Source organism: Telluria sp. Soil_C_11, from assembly GCF_057657395.1.
In genome coordinates, this window is the sequence record NZ_JBDGIN010000009.1 from 150,651 (window position 1) to 165,643 (window position 14,993).

At 67.7% G+C, this 14,993-nt stretch carries 13 protein-coding genes; 7 read left to right on the forward strand and 6 right to left on the reverse strand.

What is annotated here, in order from left to right:
- Positions 1–55: 55 nt before the first annotated feature.
- Positions 56–1,204, forward strand: a complete 1,149-nt coding sequence (locus tag AC3A6M_RS16635) for a DUF1565 domain-containing protein (RefSeq protein WP_487853839.1) — start codon at positions 56–58, stop codon at positions 1,202–1,204.
- A 144-nt stretch (positions 1,205–1,348) separates the two neighbouring features.
- Here the strand turns inward: AC3A6M_RS16635 and arsC are convergent, their stop codons facing one another.
- Complete coding sequence (gene arsC / locus AC3A6M_RS16640) at positions 1,349–1,696, reverse strand: arsenate reductase (glutaredoxin) (RefSeq protein WP_487853840.1); 348 nt, start codon at positions 1,694–1,696, stop codon at positions 1,349–1,351.
- A gap of 172 nt (positions 1,697–1,868) precedes the next feature.
- On the opposite strand from arsC, the gene AC3A6M_RS16645 reads away from it, so the two are divergent.
- A complete protein-coding gene (locus AC3A6M_RS16645) occupies positions 1,869–2,495 on the forward strand; it encodes a 1-acyl-sn-glycerol-3-phosphate acyltransferase (RefSeq protein ID WP_487853841.1) in 627 nt (208 codons plus the stop codon).
- A gap of 15 nt (positions 2,496–2,510) precedes the next feature.
- On the opposite strand, the gene AC3A6M_RS16650 is transcribed toward AC3A6M_RS16645, so the two are convergent.
- The 3 genes from AC3A6M_RS16650 to AC3A6M_RS16660 are packed head-to-tail and all read right to left on the reverse strand — an operon-like array spanning position 2,511 to position 5,898.
- Positions 2,511–2,711, reverse strand: a complete 201-nt coding sequence (locus AC3A6M_RS16650; protein ID WP_487853842.1) for a hypothetical protein — start codon at positions 2,709–2,711, stop codon at positions 2,511–2,513.
- Between the two features lie 57 nt (positions 2,712–2,768).
- The gene (locus AC3A6M_RS16655; protein ID WP_487853843.1) at positions 2,769–4,421 is read right to left on the reverse strand and encodes a SulP family inorganic anion transporter; all 1,653 of its coding nucleotides are present in this window, start codon (positions 4,419–4,421) and stop codon (positions 2,769–2,771) included.
- Between the two features lie 13 nt (positions 4,422–4,434).
- Entirely contained in the window at positions 4,435–5,898 is a 1,464-nt protein-coding gene (locus tag AC3A6M_RS16660; RefSeq protein ID WP_487853844.1) for a GGDEF domain-containing protein, read from the reverse strand.
- Between the two features lie 156 nt (positions 5,899–6,054).
- Here AC3A6M_RS16660 and AC3A6M_RS16665 point away from each other — a divergent pair, with 156 nt between their 5' ends.
- Genes AC3A6M_RS16665 through AC3A6M_RS16675 form a run of 3 tightly spaced genes read left to right on the forward strand, consistent with a single transcriptional unit; the run spans position 6,055 to position 8,436 of the window.
- Positions 6,055–7,038 carry an SDR family oxidoreductase gene (locus AC3A6M_RS16665; RefSeq protein ID WP_487853845.1) on the forward strand — a complete coding sequence of 328 codons (984 nt, stop codon included), beginning with the start codon at positions 6,055–6,057 and terminating at the stop codon, positions 7,036–7,038.
- 18 nt (positions 7,039–7,056) lie between these two features.
- On the forward strand, positions 7,057–8,154 hold the full coding sequence (ku, locus tag AC3A6M_RS16670) for a non-homologous end joining protein Ku (RefSeq protein WP_487853846.1): 1,098 nt from the start codon (positions 7,057–7,059) through the stop codon (positions 8,152–8,154).
- A complete protein-coding gene (locus AC3A6M_RS16675; protein ID WP_487853847.1) occupies positions 8,155–8,436 on the forward strand; it encodes a hypothetical protein in 282 nt (93 codons plus the stop codon). It abuts the gene before it with no gap.
- 156 nt (positions 8,437–8,592) lie between these two features.
- Here the strand turns inward: AC3A6M_RS16675 and ligD are convergent, their stop codons facing one another.
- Positions 8,593–11,286, reverse strand: a complete 2,694-nt coding sequence (gene ligD / locus AC3A6M_RS16680; RefSeq protein ID WP_487853848.1) for a DNA ligase D — start codon at positions 11,284–11,286, stop codon at positions 8,593–8,595.
- A gap of 113 nt (positions 11,287–11,399) precedes the next feature.
- Positions 11,400–13,094, reverse strand: coding sequence for a M28 family metallopeptidase (locus tag AC3A6M_RS16685; RefSeq protein ID WP_487853849.1), 1,695 nt, complete (start codon positions 13,092–13,094; stop codon positions 11,400–11,402).
- Between the two features lie 130 nt (positions 13,095–13,224).
- On the opposite strand from AC3A6M_RS16685, the gene AC3A6M_RS16690 reads away from it, so the two are divergent.
- Positions 13,225–14,490 (forward strand): M28 family metallopeptidase, encoded by a 1,266-nt coding sequence (locus AC3A6M_RS16690; RefSeq protein WP_487853850.1) that lies wholly within the window; start codon positions 13,225–13,227, stop codon positions 14,488–14,490.
- 119 nt (positions 14,491–14,609) lie between these two features.
- Positions 14,610–14,963, forward strand: a complete 354-nt coding sequence (locus tag AC3A6M_RS16695) for a hypothetical protein (protein ID WP_487853851.1) — start codon at positions 14,610–14,612, stop codon at positions 14,961–14,963.
- The last annotated feature ends 30 nt before the right edge of the window (positions 14,964–14,993 follow it).

Here is a 14,993-nt window from a genome sequence, read left to right on the forward strand (position 1 = left end):
GCGCGCCACTCCGCGGCGCACACTTGGCCGGTTAGCTGCTGCATGCCTCGCGACCATGACACTGACACGCTGGCTTTCCGTTTTACTCGCCGTCGTCCTGGCCGGCTGCACCGTCAGGGACGACCACACGGTGGCGGTCACGCCCCAGGTCGTGCCGACCGAACTCTGGGTGGCGCCGGACGGCCTGGACAGCAATCCCGGCACCCGCGCCGCGCCGCTGCGTTCGCTGGCGCGCGCGGCGCAACTGGTCACGCCCGGCACCACCGTCAACGTCCTGCCGGGCACCTACCAGGGCGGCTTCCACACCGGCGTCAACGGGCTGGCCAACGCGCGCATCGTGTTCCGCTCGACGGAACGCTGGCAGGCCCGCCTGGTGCCGCCGGCCGTGTCGCGCAGCGCCATGGCCTGGGACAACCGCGCCAGCTACGTCGACATCCAGGGCTTCGAGGTCGACGGCAGCGCCCACATCGCCGGACAGGCCTGGACGACGGGAATCCGCAGCGGCGGCGCCTACAACCGCGTCGCCTTCAACCACGTGCACGACATCGCCACCACCCTGCCCTGCAACGGCAAGAACGGCGCCGGCATCGGCCTCGACCGAGAAAGCGATGGCAACGGCGTGGGCATGGTGTCGATGGCGGTGGGCAACAGCGTGCACAACATCGGCGCGCCCGGCTGCCGGGACGTGCGGGGCATCGCGATGGACACGCCTGGAACGGTGCGCAACAACATCGTCTACCGCGTCGCCGGCTCCGGCATCCACCTGTGGCCGGATGTCCACAAGGTCATCGTGGTCAACAATACGGTCGCGGCCACGGGCACCGGCATCCTGGTGGACGGCGGCGGACGCCACGGCAAGGGATCGAGCGACTACAACCACGTGTTCAACAACATCGTGTTCGACAACCGCACCGGCATCGCGGAACTGGGCGCGTCGGGCAGGCACAACAGCTACCGTCACAACCTGGTGTACGGCAACCGGGACGCGGACTGGCATTTGGCCGAGGGCATGCGCCATTCCGGCACCGTCGCCGCGGCGCCGGGCTTCATCGGCTACTCCCGCATCGGCACCCCGGATTTCCGCCTGGCGGCGGATTCGGCGGCCATCGGCAAGGGCCTCGAGCATGGCGCCGATGGCCCCGACTTCTACGGCAAGCCGCGCGGCCGGCTTGACGCGGTCGATCTCGGGGCATGTCAACACTGAGGCAAGCTGCGCTTTCGCCATCCTCCCCGCTCTAGTCAAGCAATCAAGATTGCTATCATCCAGCAATTATTGTGCTATTCTCGATCCGGAGCTGAACCGCGCGACCCAACTGGAAGTCGTCGATGCACTGGTTGCCAAGCTCAATCACAGGATCTCGTTCAGCACCTCAGCCGGCCGGCACAGGCGCACACCCTTCGGCGTGATCACGAAAGGCCGGTTGATCAGGATCGGGTTCGCCACCATGGCGTCCAGCAAGGCATCGTCGCCGACGTCCGGCTTGTCCAGGCCGAGTTCGCCGTACAGGGTTTCCTTGCTGCGCACGGCGTCGCGCACGCCCAGGCCGGCCCGGGCGATCATGTCCCTCAGCTGCTCGCGCGCAGGCGGCGTCTCCAGATAGTTGATCACTTCCGGCTCATGGCCGGCCTCGCGGATCATGCCGAGCGTGGTGCGCGAGGTGCCGCAACGCGAATTGTGAAAAATCTTGATGTCCATTTCTTCAATCCCTTCTTGAACGGTGCGTGAGTCTTGTTGCTCAGGCAAGGCATGATACCGACGGCGCTACAACGCTTCCAGTTTTTTTGCTTGTCCGGCGATTTTTCCCGCTATAGAATCCCCGCTTTATTTTCCGGGGCGCAATGGAAGAATCCCGGTTGAAAGAGACACAATGCAAGAACACCTGATGCGCCCGCCGGCGCTGCCGACCTGGGGCCAGCGCACCGCGCTGCGCTTGCTGAACATGATCGGCTGGAACCTGTACTTCAAGCCCCTGCCCGGCCCGCATGGCATCGCGGTGGTCTATCCGCATACCTCGAACAACGACTTCTTCGTCGGGCTGCTGGCCAAGTGGGCGGTCGGGCTGCAGTTCCGCTGGCTGGCCAAGGATTCCCTGTTCCGCGGCCCGATGGGCGTGGTGATGCGCTACTGGGGCGGGGTGGCGGTCGACCGCAGCGCCCCGCAGGGCGCGATCCGGCGCCTGGCCGAGAACATGCTGGCTTCGAAATGGTTCTGGCTGGCGATCACGCCGGAAGGCACGCGCGGCTACCGTCCCTACTGGAAGAGCGGCTTCTACCGCATCGCGCTGGCGGCCGGGGTGCCGGTGCTGCTGGTGGCGATCGACTATGGCAAGAAGGTCGTCGACGTCACCAAGACGATCACCCTGACCGGCGACGAGGCGGCCGACATGGCGGCGATCGCCGCGGCCTATGAAGGCGTGCAGGCGATGTATCCGAAGGACGCGGCGCCGATCCGCCTGGCCGAACCCGGCTCGGACGAGGCCCGCAGGCAGGCCTGAGCCGTCAGGTCCGGCTCAATGCCGCTGGCGCCGCGCCCTGCGCGCGGTGACGACGCTGCGTGCCCGGCCAAGTCCCCGCTTCCAGAGCGCCAGCTCGATGAACATGGCCGAGGCCAGGGTCGCCCAGGCCAGGGCGATGTCGATGCCGGAACGCATGCCGATGGCGAACAGCAGGACGGCGGATGCCAGCAAGACCAGGGTGGTTCGGCTAACCATGCTTCTCTCCAGAAAGTAGTCGACGGCTCCATACTGCCACAGCTGGCCCGGGAGCGCTCAAACCGACCAGGATTCGCCTCCTGAAGAGAGGGTGTGCCAGGCATTCGCGGTGCTCAGGAACACCTGGCCGCTGAGCCGCTCCAGCAGGCTCGATTGCTTCAGCCGGTCCATCACCGGCCCCTTCACCTCGGCCAGGTGCAGGCGCACGCCGCGCTGGGACAGGGCCGCGTTCAGGTCCAGCAGGCCGAACAGCGCCGAGGTGTCGATCGCGTTCACGGCCGACAGCACCAGCACCAGCTCGCGCGTGCCGGGATGCAGGTCGATCTCTTCCTCGACGCGGGCATTCACCGCTTCCACGTTGCCGAAGAACAGGCCGGCGTCCACGCGCAGCAGCAGCACGCCGCTGCGCGTCTCGGCGTCGTAGCGCTCGATGTTACGGAAATGCTCGGTGCCGGCGATGCGGCCCAACACCGCGATGTGCGGCCGGCTCTCGCGCCAGATCATCGCGCCCAGCGACAGCAGCAGCCCCACCACTACCCCGGCTTCGACGCCGAGCAGCAGCACGCCGCCGGCGGTGGCCAGCAGGGCCAGCGCGTCGGCGCGGTCGTAGCGCCAGGCGGTGCGCAGGGTCGCCGTTTCCAGCATGCCGAGCACGGCGACGATGATGGTGGCGGCCAGCACCGGCAGCGGCAGCAGCGCCAGCCAGCCGGTCGGCAGCACCAGGGCCGCGCCCAGCAGCGCCGCCGCGATCACCCCGGACAGCTGGGTGTTGGCGCCGGCCGCGAAGTTCACGGCCGAGCGGGACAGGCTGCCGGTGACCGGGAAGCCGCCGCTCAGGAAGCTGCCGACGTTGGCCGCGCCCAGGCCGACCAGCTCGGCGTTGGTCTGCAGCTTCTCGCCCTTGCGGGCCGCCAGCGCCTGGGCCCCGGACATCGAAATCAGGAAGCACATGAAACCGATCAGGAGGGCCGGCTTGGCCAGCTGCTGCCAATGTGCCGCGGACGTCGCCAGGTGCAGGCCCGGCAGGCCGGCCGGCACCTGGCCGATCACGCGCACGCCGATCCGGTCGAGGCCGAGCGCGGCCACCACCACGATGGAGCCGGCCACCAGCAGCATCGGCGCCAGGCGCGCGCCGACGTCGGCGGCGGTCGGCGACAGGCCGCAGCGCTGCAGCAGGCGGGCGCCGTAGCGGCGCGCCAGCACCAGCAGCGCCAGCGCGCCCAGTCCCAGCGCGGCGCTGGGCCCGTGCCAGTGCGGCAGCCGCGCGCCCAGCAGGGTGCCGAGCTGGTCGTAGGCGATCAGGATCGAGGAACCGATGGTGAAACCGTTCATCACCGGGCGCGAGAAGAAATTGGCGAGGAAGCCCACCCGCAGCAGGCCGCAGGCCAGCAGCACCAGTCCGGACAGCAGGGCCAGCTGGGCGGCCAGCACATCGTGCAGCGCGCTGCCGGGCGCGGCCAGCGGTTCGAGCATCGCCGCCGTCATCAGCGAGATGATCGCCATCGGCCCCACCGATTGCGTGCTGCTGGTGCCGAACAGCGCGTACAGCAGCGGCGGCACGATGCTGGCGTAGATCCCGGCCACCGGCGGCAGGCCGGCCACCAGCGCGTAGGCCATGCCCTGCGGGATCATCATCATGGCCACCACCACGCCCGCACCCAGATCGCCCGCCAGCCACGCGCGGCGGTAACCCTTCAACCAGCCCAGCATGGGAGTCCCCCGCTCACTGCATCGCCAGTTCGACGCAATTGCGCCCTGCCCGCTTGGCGCGCGCCATGGCGGCGTCGACGCGCACGGTCAGCGAATCGGCGCTTTCCTGCTCGCCCAGCTGGGCCACGCCGAGGCTGACGGTGACGCGGTCGCAGCCCGGCACGGCGGTCTGCTCGACCGCGTGGCGGATCTTTTCGGCCATCCGGAGCCCGTCGATCGCGCTGGTGTGCGGCGCGATCACGTGGAATTCCTCGCCGCCCGAGCGCACCAGCACGTCGCTCGAGCGCAGCACCCCGCGCACGCAGTCGGCCACGGTGCGCAGCGCCACGTCGCCGACCGGATGGCCGTAGGTGTCGTTGATGGCCTTGAAGCGGTCGATGTCGAAGGACAGCAGGGCCAGCGGGGTGCGGTAGCGGCGCGCGCGCCGCACTTCCCGTTCGAGCAGCTCTTCGCCGTGGCGGCGGTTCGCGACCCCGGTCAGGGCGTCGGTGGTCGACACATAGGTCAGGCGCGCGAGCAGCTGTTCGCTTTCGAGGTTCATGTCGATCAGGCGCAGGCCCAGCGCGGCCAGGTCAGCGCAATCGCGCAGGGTGTCGAACACTTCCGGCGCCAGCGGGTCCGCGTGGTCCAGCAGCAGCGACAGCGCGCCGCGCGGGGCGCCCGGACCGTCGGCCGGGACCGGAATGCCCAGCGCCTGCGCCACGCCGTGGGCGCGCAGGCTCTCTTCGAGGGCCGGTTCGGCGGCCTGCGCCAGCGTATCGAGCAGGGCCGGCTCGCCGCCGGCGGCGGCCAGCAGGCCGGGGAAGGCATGGCGCAGCGGCGCCTGCAGCAGCCGTTCGCTGCGCTGCAGGAGCGTGCCCAGGCGCAGCCCGGCGGCCGCGCCGCGTCCGGATTCGGCATCGAGCTGCAGGTCGCCGTCCGCGGCCATGCGGAACAGCGCGGCGTGCAGCACGCCCGGCCACGCCAGGACCGCCTGGCACAGGCGTTCGCCGAGGGTCGACTCGTCATCGCCCTCCTCGAGCGCGGCCTGCACGCGCGTGCGCAAGGCCAGCAGCGCGCGCAGGGCATCGGCGTCGACCGCCGGAGCCCAGCCGGACGGCGTGTCGAGGCAGCGCCGCACGGCCGCCTGCAGGCGCGCCGGCTCGGCCGGCGTGATCGCGTACGCGGCCGGGCCGAAGGTGTTCAGCAGCGGCAACCAGCGTGCGTTGGCGAAGGGGCACAGCAGCAGGGTCGGGGCACCGGCGCGGCGCGCCAGCAGCCCGCCCAATGCGCCGAGGTCGATGCCCGGCTCGAAGCGTTCGAGGTCGATCACCAGCAGGTCCGGCGCGGCCGCGGCGACCAGTTCGGCGGCCATGTCGGCGCTGTCGGCCAGGTCGAGGCGCCCGAACAGCGGGCCGCAATCCCGGGCGAACCCGGCGCGGCGCTGCGCCATCGGGCTGAGGTAGATCCCGGTCCTTCCTCCATCCTGCTGCGACATCCTGCACTCCTCAGACTTCGTTACAGCCTGAAGTTTGCCACAAAGCACTTAGCCCGCCTAGCAAATGTGGCGCTGTGTGTGGAAGCGCACGGTAGCGAAGCCGGGCTGGCGGGAATACTGCTGGATCATGTAACGCGAATGCACAAGGAGATCGGCATGGCAAACCAGGACGATGTGGCGAACAAGCAGAAGGCGATCCAGAACCGCCAGGACCAGCGGGACGGCAGCATGCAGAAGGAAGGGCAAGGCAGCGGAAGTGGCGGCGACAGCGCGGCCCAGACCGGCGTGAACCAGCCGTCCGGCGACTTCCCCGCCCAGCACCTGGCCAAGCCCGGCCTCGAGGCGCAGATGGAACTGAAGCCGAAGTTCATGGCCGAGCAGTACAAGGGCAGCGGCAAGCTGGCCGGCCAGGTCGCGATCGTCACCGGCGGCGACTCCGGCATCGGCCGCGCGGTCGCGATCCTGTTCGCGCGCGAGGGCGCCGACGTCGCCATCCTCTACCTGAACGAGCACGAGGACGCCGCCGAGACCCAGCGCTATATCGAGGCCGAAGGCCGGCAGTGCGTGACCGTGGCCGGCGACGTCAAGGACATGGAGTTCTGCCAGCAGGCGGTCGACCAGATCGTCGCCAGGTTCGGCCGCCTGGACGTGCTGGTCAACAATGCCGCCTTCCAGGAACACGCCGAATCGCTGCTCGACCTCGACGAAGACCGTTTCGACGAGACGATGAAGACCAATATCTACGGCTACTTCCACATGGCCAAGGCCTGCCTGCCCTACATGAAGCGCGGCGCGGCGATCGTCAACACCGGTTCGGTCACCGGCCTGAAGGGGTCGAAGAAGCTGCTCGACTACTCGACCACCAAGGGCGCGATCCACGCGTTCACGATGTCGCTGGCCGCCAACCTGCTGGACAAGGGTATCCGCGTGAACTGCGTGGCGCCGGGCCCGGTCTGGACGCCGCTGAATCCGGCCGACCAGTCGCCGGAAGACATCACCAAGTTCGGCCAGCAGACCACCTTCGGCCGCCCGGCCCAGCCGGAAGAGCTGTCGCCGGCCTACGTGTACCTGGCGTCGAACGTGTGCTCGGGCTATGTGACGGGCGTGGTGCTGCCGATTACCGGTTCGGTGGGCGAATAAACCTTCAAGGAGATTGCGATGGCTCGCAGCATGTGGAAGGGAGCGATCAGTTTTGGACTGGTCCACATCCCGGTCGAACTGTACCCCGCAACCAGCGAACATAGCCTGGACCTGCACATGCTCGACCGTCGCGACTTTGCGCCGATCGGTTTCAAGCGCTACAACAAGAACACCGGCAAGGAAGTCTCCTGGGACGACATCATCAAGGGCTATGAATACGCGACCGACGAATACGTGGTGCTGTCCGACGAAGACCTGCGCCGCGCCAACCCGGAAGCCACCCAGACCATCGACATCCTGGCCTTCGTCGACGCCGGGCAGGTGCCGCTGCTCTACTACGAGCAGCCCTACTACCTGGCCCCCGGCAAGGGCGGCGACAAGGTCTATGCGCTGCTGCGCGAGACCCTTCGCGATGTCGGGAAGATCGGCATCGCCAACGTCGTCATCCGCGTCAAGCAGCACCTGGCGGCGCTGGTGTGCGTCGACGACGCCATCGTCCTCATCACCCTGCGCTACCCGGACGAGATCCGCCCGACCGACGAACTGAAGATCCCGGGCGAGCACTCCAAGGCGGCCATGGTGACGGCCAAGGAACTCCAGATGGCCAAGGCCCTCGTCGAAGGCATGAGCGAGAACTGGAAGCCGCAGCAGTACCACGACACCTACCGCGAAGACGTGATGGCCATGATCAAGAAGAAGATCAAGGCCAACCAGACCAAGACCATCACCATGCCGGAGCCGGAGGAAGAGAAGCCGAAGAAATCCAACGTCATCGACCTGGTCTCGCTGCTGCAGGCCAGCCTGGGCAGGAAGCCCGGCGCCGCGCATGCCGGCGACGATGACGACGACGACGAACCGCCGCCGCGCAAGTCGCGCAAGCCCTCGCACGACGAGGACGAGGATGCCGACGAGACGCCGCCGCCGCGCACGCGCAAGCCGGCGTCGCACCCGACCGTGCGCGCGCGCGCCACCGCGGCGAAGAAGCCGGCCGCGAAGAAGGCCGCGGCCAGGACCAGCACCGCAGCAAAAAAACCCGCTGCCAAGAAAGCCGTCGCCAAAAAAGCCGCCGCCGCCGGCGCGGCCAAGGCGCCGGCCCGGCGCAGGAAGGCGGCCTGAGTGGATTGGGATACGCTGATCGACTTCCTGCAATGGCCTGCCATGGCGGTCACCCTGGGCGCCGCCTTCCTGGTCGGCGCGCGGCACGCCAGGCGCCGGATCTTCGGCTTCTATACCTTCATCCTGTCCAACCTCATGTGGATCGTGTGGGGGGTGCATGACGAAGCCTGGGCGCTGATCGCGCTGCAGGTGGGCTTGTGCGCGATGAATGTGCGGGGGATCGTGCGCAACCACAGGGAGGCGGAGGCGGAGACGGGGGAAGAAGCGGCCTGCAACCCATGACCGTCGTTCCCGCGCAGGCGGGAACCCAAGTTTGTGTATGAGATACGGGCTTCGGTCATGGCGCCGAGAGCCGCCGACCACGAACTCCGGACGATAACTTGGCCCCCCGCCTGCGCGGGGGCGACGGGCGCCTGCCGCGGGCCGCCCCTCTTTTTCCTATTTCGCCTTGAACCCCAGCGCCTTCATCGCCTTGGTCAGCGTCACCGCACTCTCCTCGTAATCCTCCCACGGCGTATTCCCCACCGCCAGCCGCTCGCCCACCGTGCGCACCGTCCAGTGCGCGCCCGAGCTCAGCTCCGGCAGCTCTTCCCAGCGCACCGGCACCGAGATGCCGAGCCCGGGCCGCACGCGCGCCGACCAGGCCGCGACCGTGGTCGCGCCGCGGCCGTTGCGCAGGTAGTCGATGAAGATGCGGCCGACCCGGTTCTTGGCGCCGCTCTTGTCCGAGAAACGGTCCGGCAGGGTCTTGGCCAGGTGGGTCACGATGGCGTGCGAGAAGTCCTTTACCGTGTCCCAGTCCAGCTTGGGCTTGAGCGGCACCACCACGTGCAGGCCCTTGCCGCCGCTGGTCTTCAGGAACGGGTTCAGGCCCAGCTCCTGCAGGAAGGCGCGCACCACCTGGGCCGCTTCCTGCACCGCCGGCCACTCGATGCCCTCGCCCGGGTCGAGGTCGAACACGAAGCGGTCCGGCGTGTCGTAGCGTTTCTCGACCGCGTTCTGGCTGTGGATCTCGACCACGTTCCACTGGGCGCAGGACAGCAGGCCTTCGACCGTGTCGATGCGGGTCATGCGCGGGTGGTCGGGATCGAGGGCCTGGTCGAGCTGGCCCACGCCCGGCATCTTGCGGGTGTCGACCACGTGCTTCTGGAAGAACAGCTCGCCGCCCACGCCCTCGGGCGCGCGCACCAGCGAGACCGGGCGGCCCTTCAGGTGCGCCATCATCAGCTCGCCCACCAGCGCGTAGTACTCGACCAGTTCGAGCTTGGTGACGCCGCTCTGCTTGTCCATCACGCGCTCGCCGTGCGTGACTTTGAACGAGGCGGGCATCCCAGTGGGAGGCACGCCTGGAATCCCGCTGCCGGCCGGCGCCGGCGCAGCCTTCGATGCCTTGCTGCCGGCGCGCTTGCGCGGCGCCGGCTTCGCTGCCTCTTCATCGTTCTTCACGGTCGCGGTCTCCTGCACATGTTTCGCCTGTTCGCGCACGACGCTCCTGGCCGGCTTGTCCTTGCGCAGGCCCTGGAACACGGGGTGGCGGATCGAGTTGGTCGCGGTCCATTCCGAAAAACTGACTTCGGCCACCAGTTCCGGCTTGACCCAGTGGTTGCCGCGGCCGGGCACCGCGCGCGGCGGGAAGGGATTGTCATCGGTCTCGATGGCTTCCAGCGTCTCGCGCATGTGGCGCAGCGAGGCGCCGTTGAAGCCGCTGCCGCAATTGCCGGCGTAGCGCAGCACGCCATCCTTGTCGTAGTAGCCGAGCAGCAGCGAGCCGATGCCGGTGCGCGCGCCCTGCGGATCGGTATAGCCGCCGATCACGAATTCCTGGCGCATCCCGCATTTCAGCTTGATCCATTCGGGCGAGCGGCGCGTCACGTAGCGCGAGTCGCGGCGCTTGCCGATCACGCCCTCCAGGCCGATCTGGCAGGCCGCCACCACCAGCTGGCTCGGGTCGGTGCCGAATTCGCTGGAAAAGCGCACGGTGTCGGACGGCTTTGCGGCCAGCACTTCCTGCAGCAGCGGGCGCCGTTCGTCGAGCCGCACGTTGCGCAGGTCATAGCCTTTCATGTAGGGCGCGTCGAAGATGAAGTAGACGATCTGGGCGCGGTTGGAACCGTCGAAGGCCAGCTGCAGCAGGTTGAAATTGGGTTTGCCGTTCTCGTCGTGGACCACGATCTCGCCGTCGTACCAGCCGTCCGGCAGCTTCATGCGCTTGATCTCTTGCTGCAGCGGGCGCAGTTTATCCGTCCAGTCGTTGCCGTTGCGGGTGATCAGGCGGATATCCTTGCCCTTGTCGGCGACCCGGGTCACCATCCGGTAGCCGTCGAACTTGATCTCGAAGATCCATTCCTCGGGGCGCTCGGGCGGAGCGTCGACCAGGGTCGCCAGCTCGGGCGTGAGCGTTTCGGGCAGCTCGGCCTTGACCGCGCCCTCGGGCATGGCGCCGCGTTTTGCGGTCTTTGCCGCGGTCTTTGCCGCGGGCTTGGCGGAGGTCTTCGCGGCGGTCTTCCTCGCCGGCTTCGCTTCCGCCTCCAGCATCGCCACCTTGGCGCGCGCCGCGTCGCGGTCTTCCGGCGCGCCCGGCATCGGCAAGTCCTTGACGCTGTCCGGCATCTCGTCGACCACCGAGAACTCGGACGCCGGCCGCATGTACTCGTCGTTCTCCTTGATCAGCAGCCAGGGCTCCTGCTTGTCGTCCTCATGGCCGCGCAGGCGCACCAGCACCCAGCGGCCGTGCATCTTGTGGCCGTGGATCTCGAACTTGAGTTCGCCCTTGGCATAGCCCTTGCGCGGGTCGCCGATCGGCTCCCAGGTGCCCTTGTCCCAGACGATGACCTCGCCCGCTCCGTATTGCTTGGGCGGAATCGTGCCTTCGAAATCGGAATAGGAGATCGGGTGGTCCTCGACGTGCACGGCCATGCGCCTGTCGTGGCTGTCGAAGCTGGGGCCTTTCGGCACGGCCCAGCTCTTCATGGTGCCGTCGAGTTCGAGGCGGAAATCGTAATGCAGCCTGGTGGCCCAGTGCTTCTGGATCACGAAGGTCAGCGCGCCCTTGCTGGCTTCGCCGCCTTCCGCGGGTTCCGACGTGATCGAAAAATTCCGCTTGGCCTTGTATTCCTTGAGTGCGTCCGGCATGGCATCACCTGTACATCAGCAGCAATATCGCCAATGTACCGGGCTGCTGCGGGCGCGACTGTACGGCAGTTAACCGTCGCGCCCTGCACTCGATCGATCACTCAGTCGAGCAATTACTTTCGCTCGGCTGCGCTGCGGTCGCGCGCCGCGCGGAATTCCGAGTCCTTCGCCCAGTTCGGCCAGGCGTTCGAATCGGCCAGTTCGCGGCCCACGGCGTACAGGATGCCCAGGTCGCGCGCCATGCCCTCGAAGGTCCACTCGCGCTGCCATTCGTCGGACGGCTGGTGGTAGTTTTCCTTGACGTAGCGGTCGGCCTCCTTCTTGCCGGCAGCGACGCCGCCCTGCTCCCAGTGCTCGCCCGAACCGAAGGAAATCGCCGGTACGCCGCGCTTGGCGAACGGGAAGTGGTCGGAGCGGAAGAAGTGGCCGGCTTCCGGTTTCGGATCCGGCGAGTAGCTCAGCTTCGCCAGTTTCGCCTTGTTCACCAGGCGGTCGAGCAGTTCCAGCCTGGCGCTGCCGGAGATCGTGAAGTCCTTGGCCTTGCCGTGCGGGTCGAGCGCGTCCATATTGATCACGCCGACCGTCTTCGCCAGCGGATAGACCGGGTTCGCCGCATAGTATTCCGAGCCCAGCAGGCCTTTTTCTTCGGCCGTCACGGCCAGGAACACCACGCTGCGCTGCGGCGCCGGGGCGGCCGCGTAGACGCGCGCCAGTTCCAGCAGGGCCGCGATGCCGGTCGCGTTGTCGACCGCGCCGTTGTAGATGCGGTCGCCTTTCGCATCCGGCAGGCCGACCCCGAGATGGTCCCAGTGGCCGCTGTAGACCACGTACTGGTCCGGATGCCGGCTGCCCTCGCGCACCGCGATCACGTTCTTCGAGGTGATCACCTGGGCGTCGACGGCATAGCGGCCGGACATCGAGATACCTGGCAGCTCGACCGGCTTGAAGTTGCGCGACTGCGCCGATTTCTTCAGCTTGTCGAAGTCCAGGCCGGCGCGCTTGAACAGGTCGGCCGCCAGGTCGCGCTGGATCCAGGCCTCGACCGGCGCATGGGCCTCGAGCGGGTTCTTGCGCACCACGTCGTACATGACGTTGGTGTTCGAGTTCTTCACGGTCGCCCAGCCGTAGGAAGCCGGGGCCGTTTCGTGCACGATCAGGGTGCCGAGCGCGCCGCGGCGGGCCAGCTCTTCGAATTTGTAGGTCCAGCGGCCATAATAGGTCATGGCCTTGCCGCCGAATTCGCCCTTGCCCGTCTCGAAGTCCGGGTCGTTGATCAGGACCACGGCCAGCTTGCCCTTCAGGTCCTGGCCCTTGAAGTCGTCCCACTTGCGCTCCGGCGCGGTGACGCCGTAGCCGACGAACACCAGCGGCGCGTCCTTGAATTCGACGCTCTTCGCGCCCGTCATCGCGGCCCGCACGGCGATCTGCTCGCCCTGGGTCAGCGCTTCTTCCTTGCCTCCGCCCTTGATGCTGACCTCGACCGGTCCCTTGATCTCGAAACGGCCCAGCGGCACGTCCTGGGTCCAGCCGCGCTTGCCGTCGACCAGGTCGCCGCCCGGCTTCAGGCCGGCCGCCTCGAACTGGTTGATCAGGTAGGCGACGGTCCTGGTCTCGCCCGGCGTGTTCGGGCCGCGGCCCTCGAACTCGTCCGATGCGAGCACCTTGACGTCCTGCGACAGGTGGGAAGCTTCGATCTGCACGGCCTGCGAAGCGGGCACGGCAGGTTTGACGGCCGGGGCGGCATGGGCCACTGCGGCCAGCGCGGCCAGCACGGCTGCGGAAAGGATGGTGAGGGAAGTGGTCTTCACGGCGTCTGGTTTTCTTGGTTGGTGGAAATGCCAGATGAGTATCCTTTGAATAATTTCCAATGTCAAACAGGCATCAATCGTGCGCATCGCATATAGTGGCGCTTTTATCCGCACCCGCCAGAGAGGTCTCGTGAAACCGTCCGCCGTGCTCGCCCCTTCCTCCCTCGTCCTCATCCTGGCGCTGGCCCTGCCCGCCGCGCATGCGCAGACCGCTCCGGCGGCGCCAGCCGCAGCGGCAGGCGCGGCGCCCGATCCGGTCGCCAGCCTGGTCGGCCAGCTCGACCTCGGGCGCTACAAGGACACCATCCGCGGCCTGGCCCGCTTTGGCGACCGCCGCCAGGGCACCGAACGCAACCGCAAGGCGATCGACTGGATCGAAGCCCAGCTCGAGTCCTTCGGCTGCGCTACCGAGCGGATCCGCTACGACTACGTGCCGGTGCCTCGCGTTCCCGTCAGTCCGCGTGTGGCCGCCCCGCAGGGCGGGCGCGGCGGTCCGCCCGGCCAGGGCGGCAGCACGCTGTTCGGCACCCGCGCGCCGACCAGCGTCAACGAGAACCCGCTGGCCCAGCCCGACGAGCGCCTGCGCGCGCTGAACGCCGAACAGCCCGATCCGAAAGGCGGCCCGCGCGAAGAGGTCTACTGCACCAAGGTGGGCAGCACCCGTCCCGACGAGATGTACATCGTGGCGGCCCACATGGACGGCATGGGCTATGGCGAAGCGGCCAACGACGACGCCTCCGGCACCGCCCTGGTGATGGAACTGGCGCGGATCCTGAACGCACCCGGCGTCACGACCGAGCGCAGCATCCGTTTCGCGCTGTGGAACAACGAGGAGACTGGCCTGAACGGCGCCTCGGCCTATGTCGCCCAGCGCAAGGACCTGCAGGGAATCGAATCGCCGAAGGGATCGGGCCGCTATCCGGAGCCGCGCTGGCTGGGCATGGTCCAGCACGACATGATGATGTTCGACCACGGCATGCCGGTCGCCCATGTCGACGCGAATGGCAGGACGGTGACGGCCCCGCCGCCCGAACAGCGCCGCGAAGCCGACGTCAACATCGAGTTCCAGGCGAATTCGCGCCAGGCCGAGGGCGCCCAGAAGCTGGCCTGGGCCTTCCGCGCCGCCAACGACAAATACGCTTCCGACTACCCGGCCGCGGTCGGCCCGCACATGACGAACACGGACTCGACCCCGTTCATGGACCTGGTGCCGTCGATTTCGCTGCGCGAGAACGAGCGCGGCCAGCAGATCGGCGCCGGCTGGAACCCGCACTGGCACCAGCCGACCGACCTGGTGTCGACTTTCAGCGACAAGGATTACCTGCTTGGGCTGAATGCCGCCCAGACCACGCTGGCGGCGATCGCCAAGCTGGCCGGGGCCAAGTTGCAACAATGAAAGCCAAATGTAAATAAATGTAAAGACGCGTCAACTGGCTTACTGATGGCCGCGTTGAGGGACCAGCAGCACCCGGGAATGTCCCACATGTCAACGACAACACTGAAGGAAACATCGCCATGAGCAAAATCGTCGCTACCCTGATCGCCGGTCTGTTCGCCACCTCGGTATTCGCCGCCCAGTCGACCGCAACGTCGCCGACCACGACGACGACCCCTGCCGCCAAAGCCGATGTCAAAGCCGACAAGGATGTCGCCAAGGCAGAAGCCAAGGAAATGAAAAAGGCAGCCAAGGCCGATGCCAAGGTAGAGAAGAAGGAAGCCGAAGCCAGCTCGGACGTCGCCGTCGCCAAGGCCGACGCCGCCAAGACCAAGGCCAAAGCACACAAGAAGGCCGCAAAGGCCAAGGCGGACGCAGCTGCCGACAAGGCCGCTGCCCACGCAGACCAGAAGGCCGACGCGGCAGCTCACTAAGCCCAGCGGCTCAAGCCCCTCCACCTCGAA

Excerpts from the sequence above, each read along its gene's own strand:
- AC3A6M_RS16635 (WP_487853839.1), top strand. The coding sequence starts at position 56 with ATGACACTGACACGCTGGCTTTCCGTTTTACTCGCCGTCGTCCTGGCC.
- arsC (WP_487853840.1), bottom strand. The coding sequence starts at position 1,696 with ATGGACATCAAGATTTTTCACAATTCGCGTTGCGGCACCTCGCGCACC.
- AC3A6M_RS16645 (WP_487853841.1), top strand. The coding sequence starts at position 1,869 with ATGCAAGAACACCTGATGCGCCCGCCGGCGCTGCCGACCTGGGGCCAG.
- AC3A6M_RS16650 (WP_487853842.1), bottom strand. The coding sequence starts at position 2,711 with ATGGTTAGCCGAACCACCCTGGTCTTGCTGGCATCCGCCGTCCTGCTG.
- AC3A6M_RS16655 (WP_487853843.1), bottom strand. The coding sequence starts at position 4,421 with ATGCTGGGCTGGTTGAAGGGTTACCGCCGCGCGTGGCTGGCGGGCGAT.
- AC3A6M_RS16660 (WP_487853844.1), bottom strand. The coding sequence starts at position 5,898 with ATGTCGCAGCAGGATGGAGGAAGGACCGGGATCTACCTCAGCCCGATG.
- AC3A6M_RS16665 (WP_487853845.1), top strand. The coding sequence starts at position 6,055 with ATGGCAAACCAGGACGATGTGGCGAACAAGCAGAAGGCGATCCAGAAC.
- ku (WP_487853846.1), top strand. The coding sequence starts at position 7,057 with ATGGCTCGCAGCATGTGGAAGGGAGCGATCAGTTTTGGACTGGTCCAC.
- ligD (WP_487853848.1), bottom strand. The coding sequence starts at position 11,286 with ATGCCGGACGCACTCAAGGAATACAAGGCCAAGCGGAATTTTTCGATC.
- AC3A6M_RS16695 (WP_487853851.1), top strand. The coding sequence starts at position 14,610 with ATGAGCAAAATCGTCGCTACCCTGATCGCCGGTCTGTTCGCCACCTCG.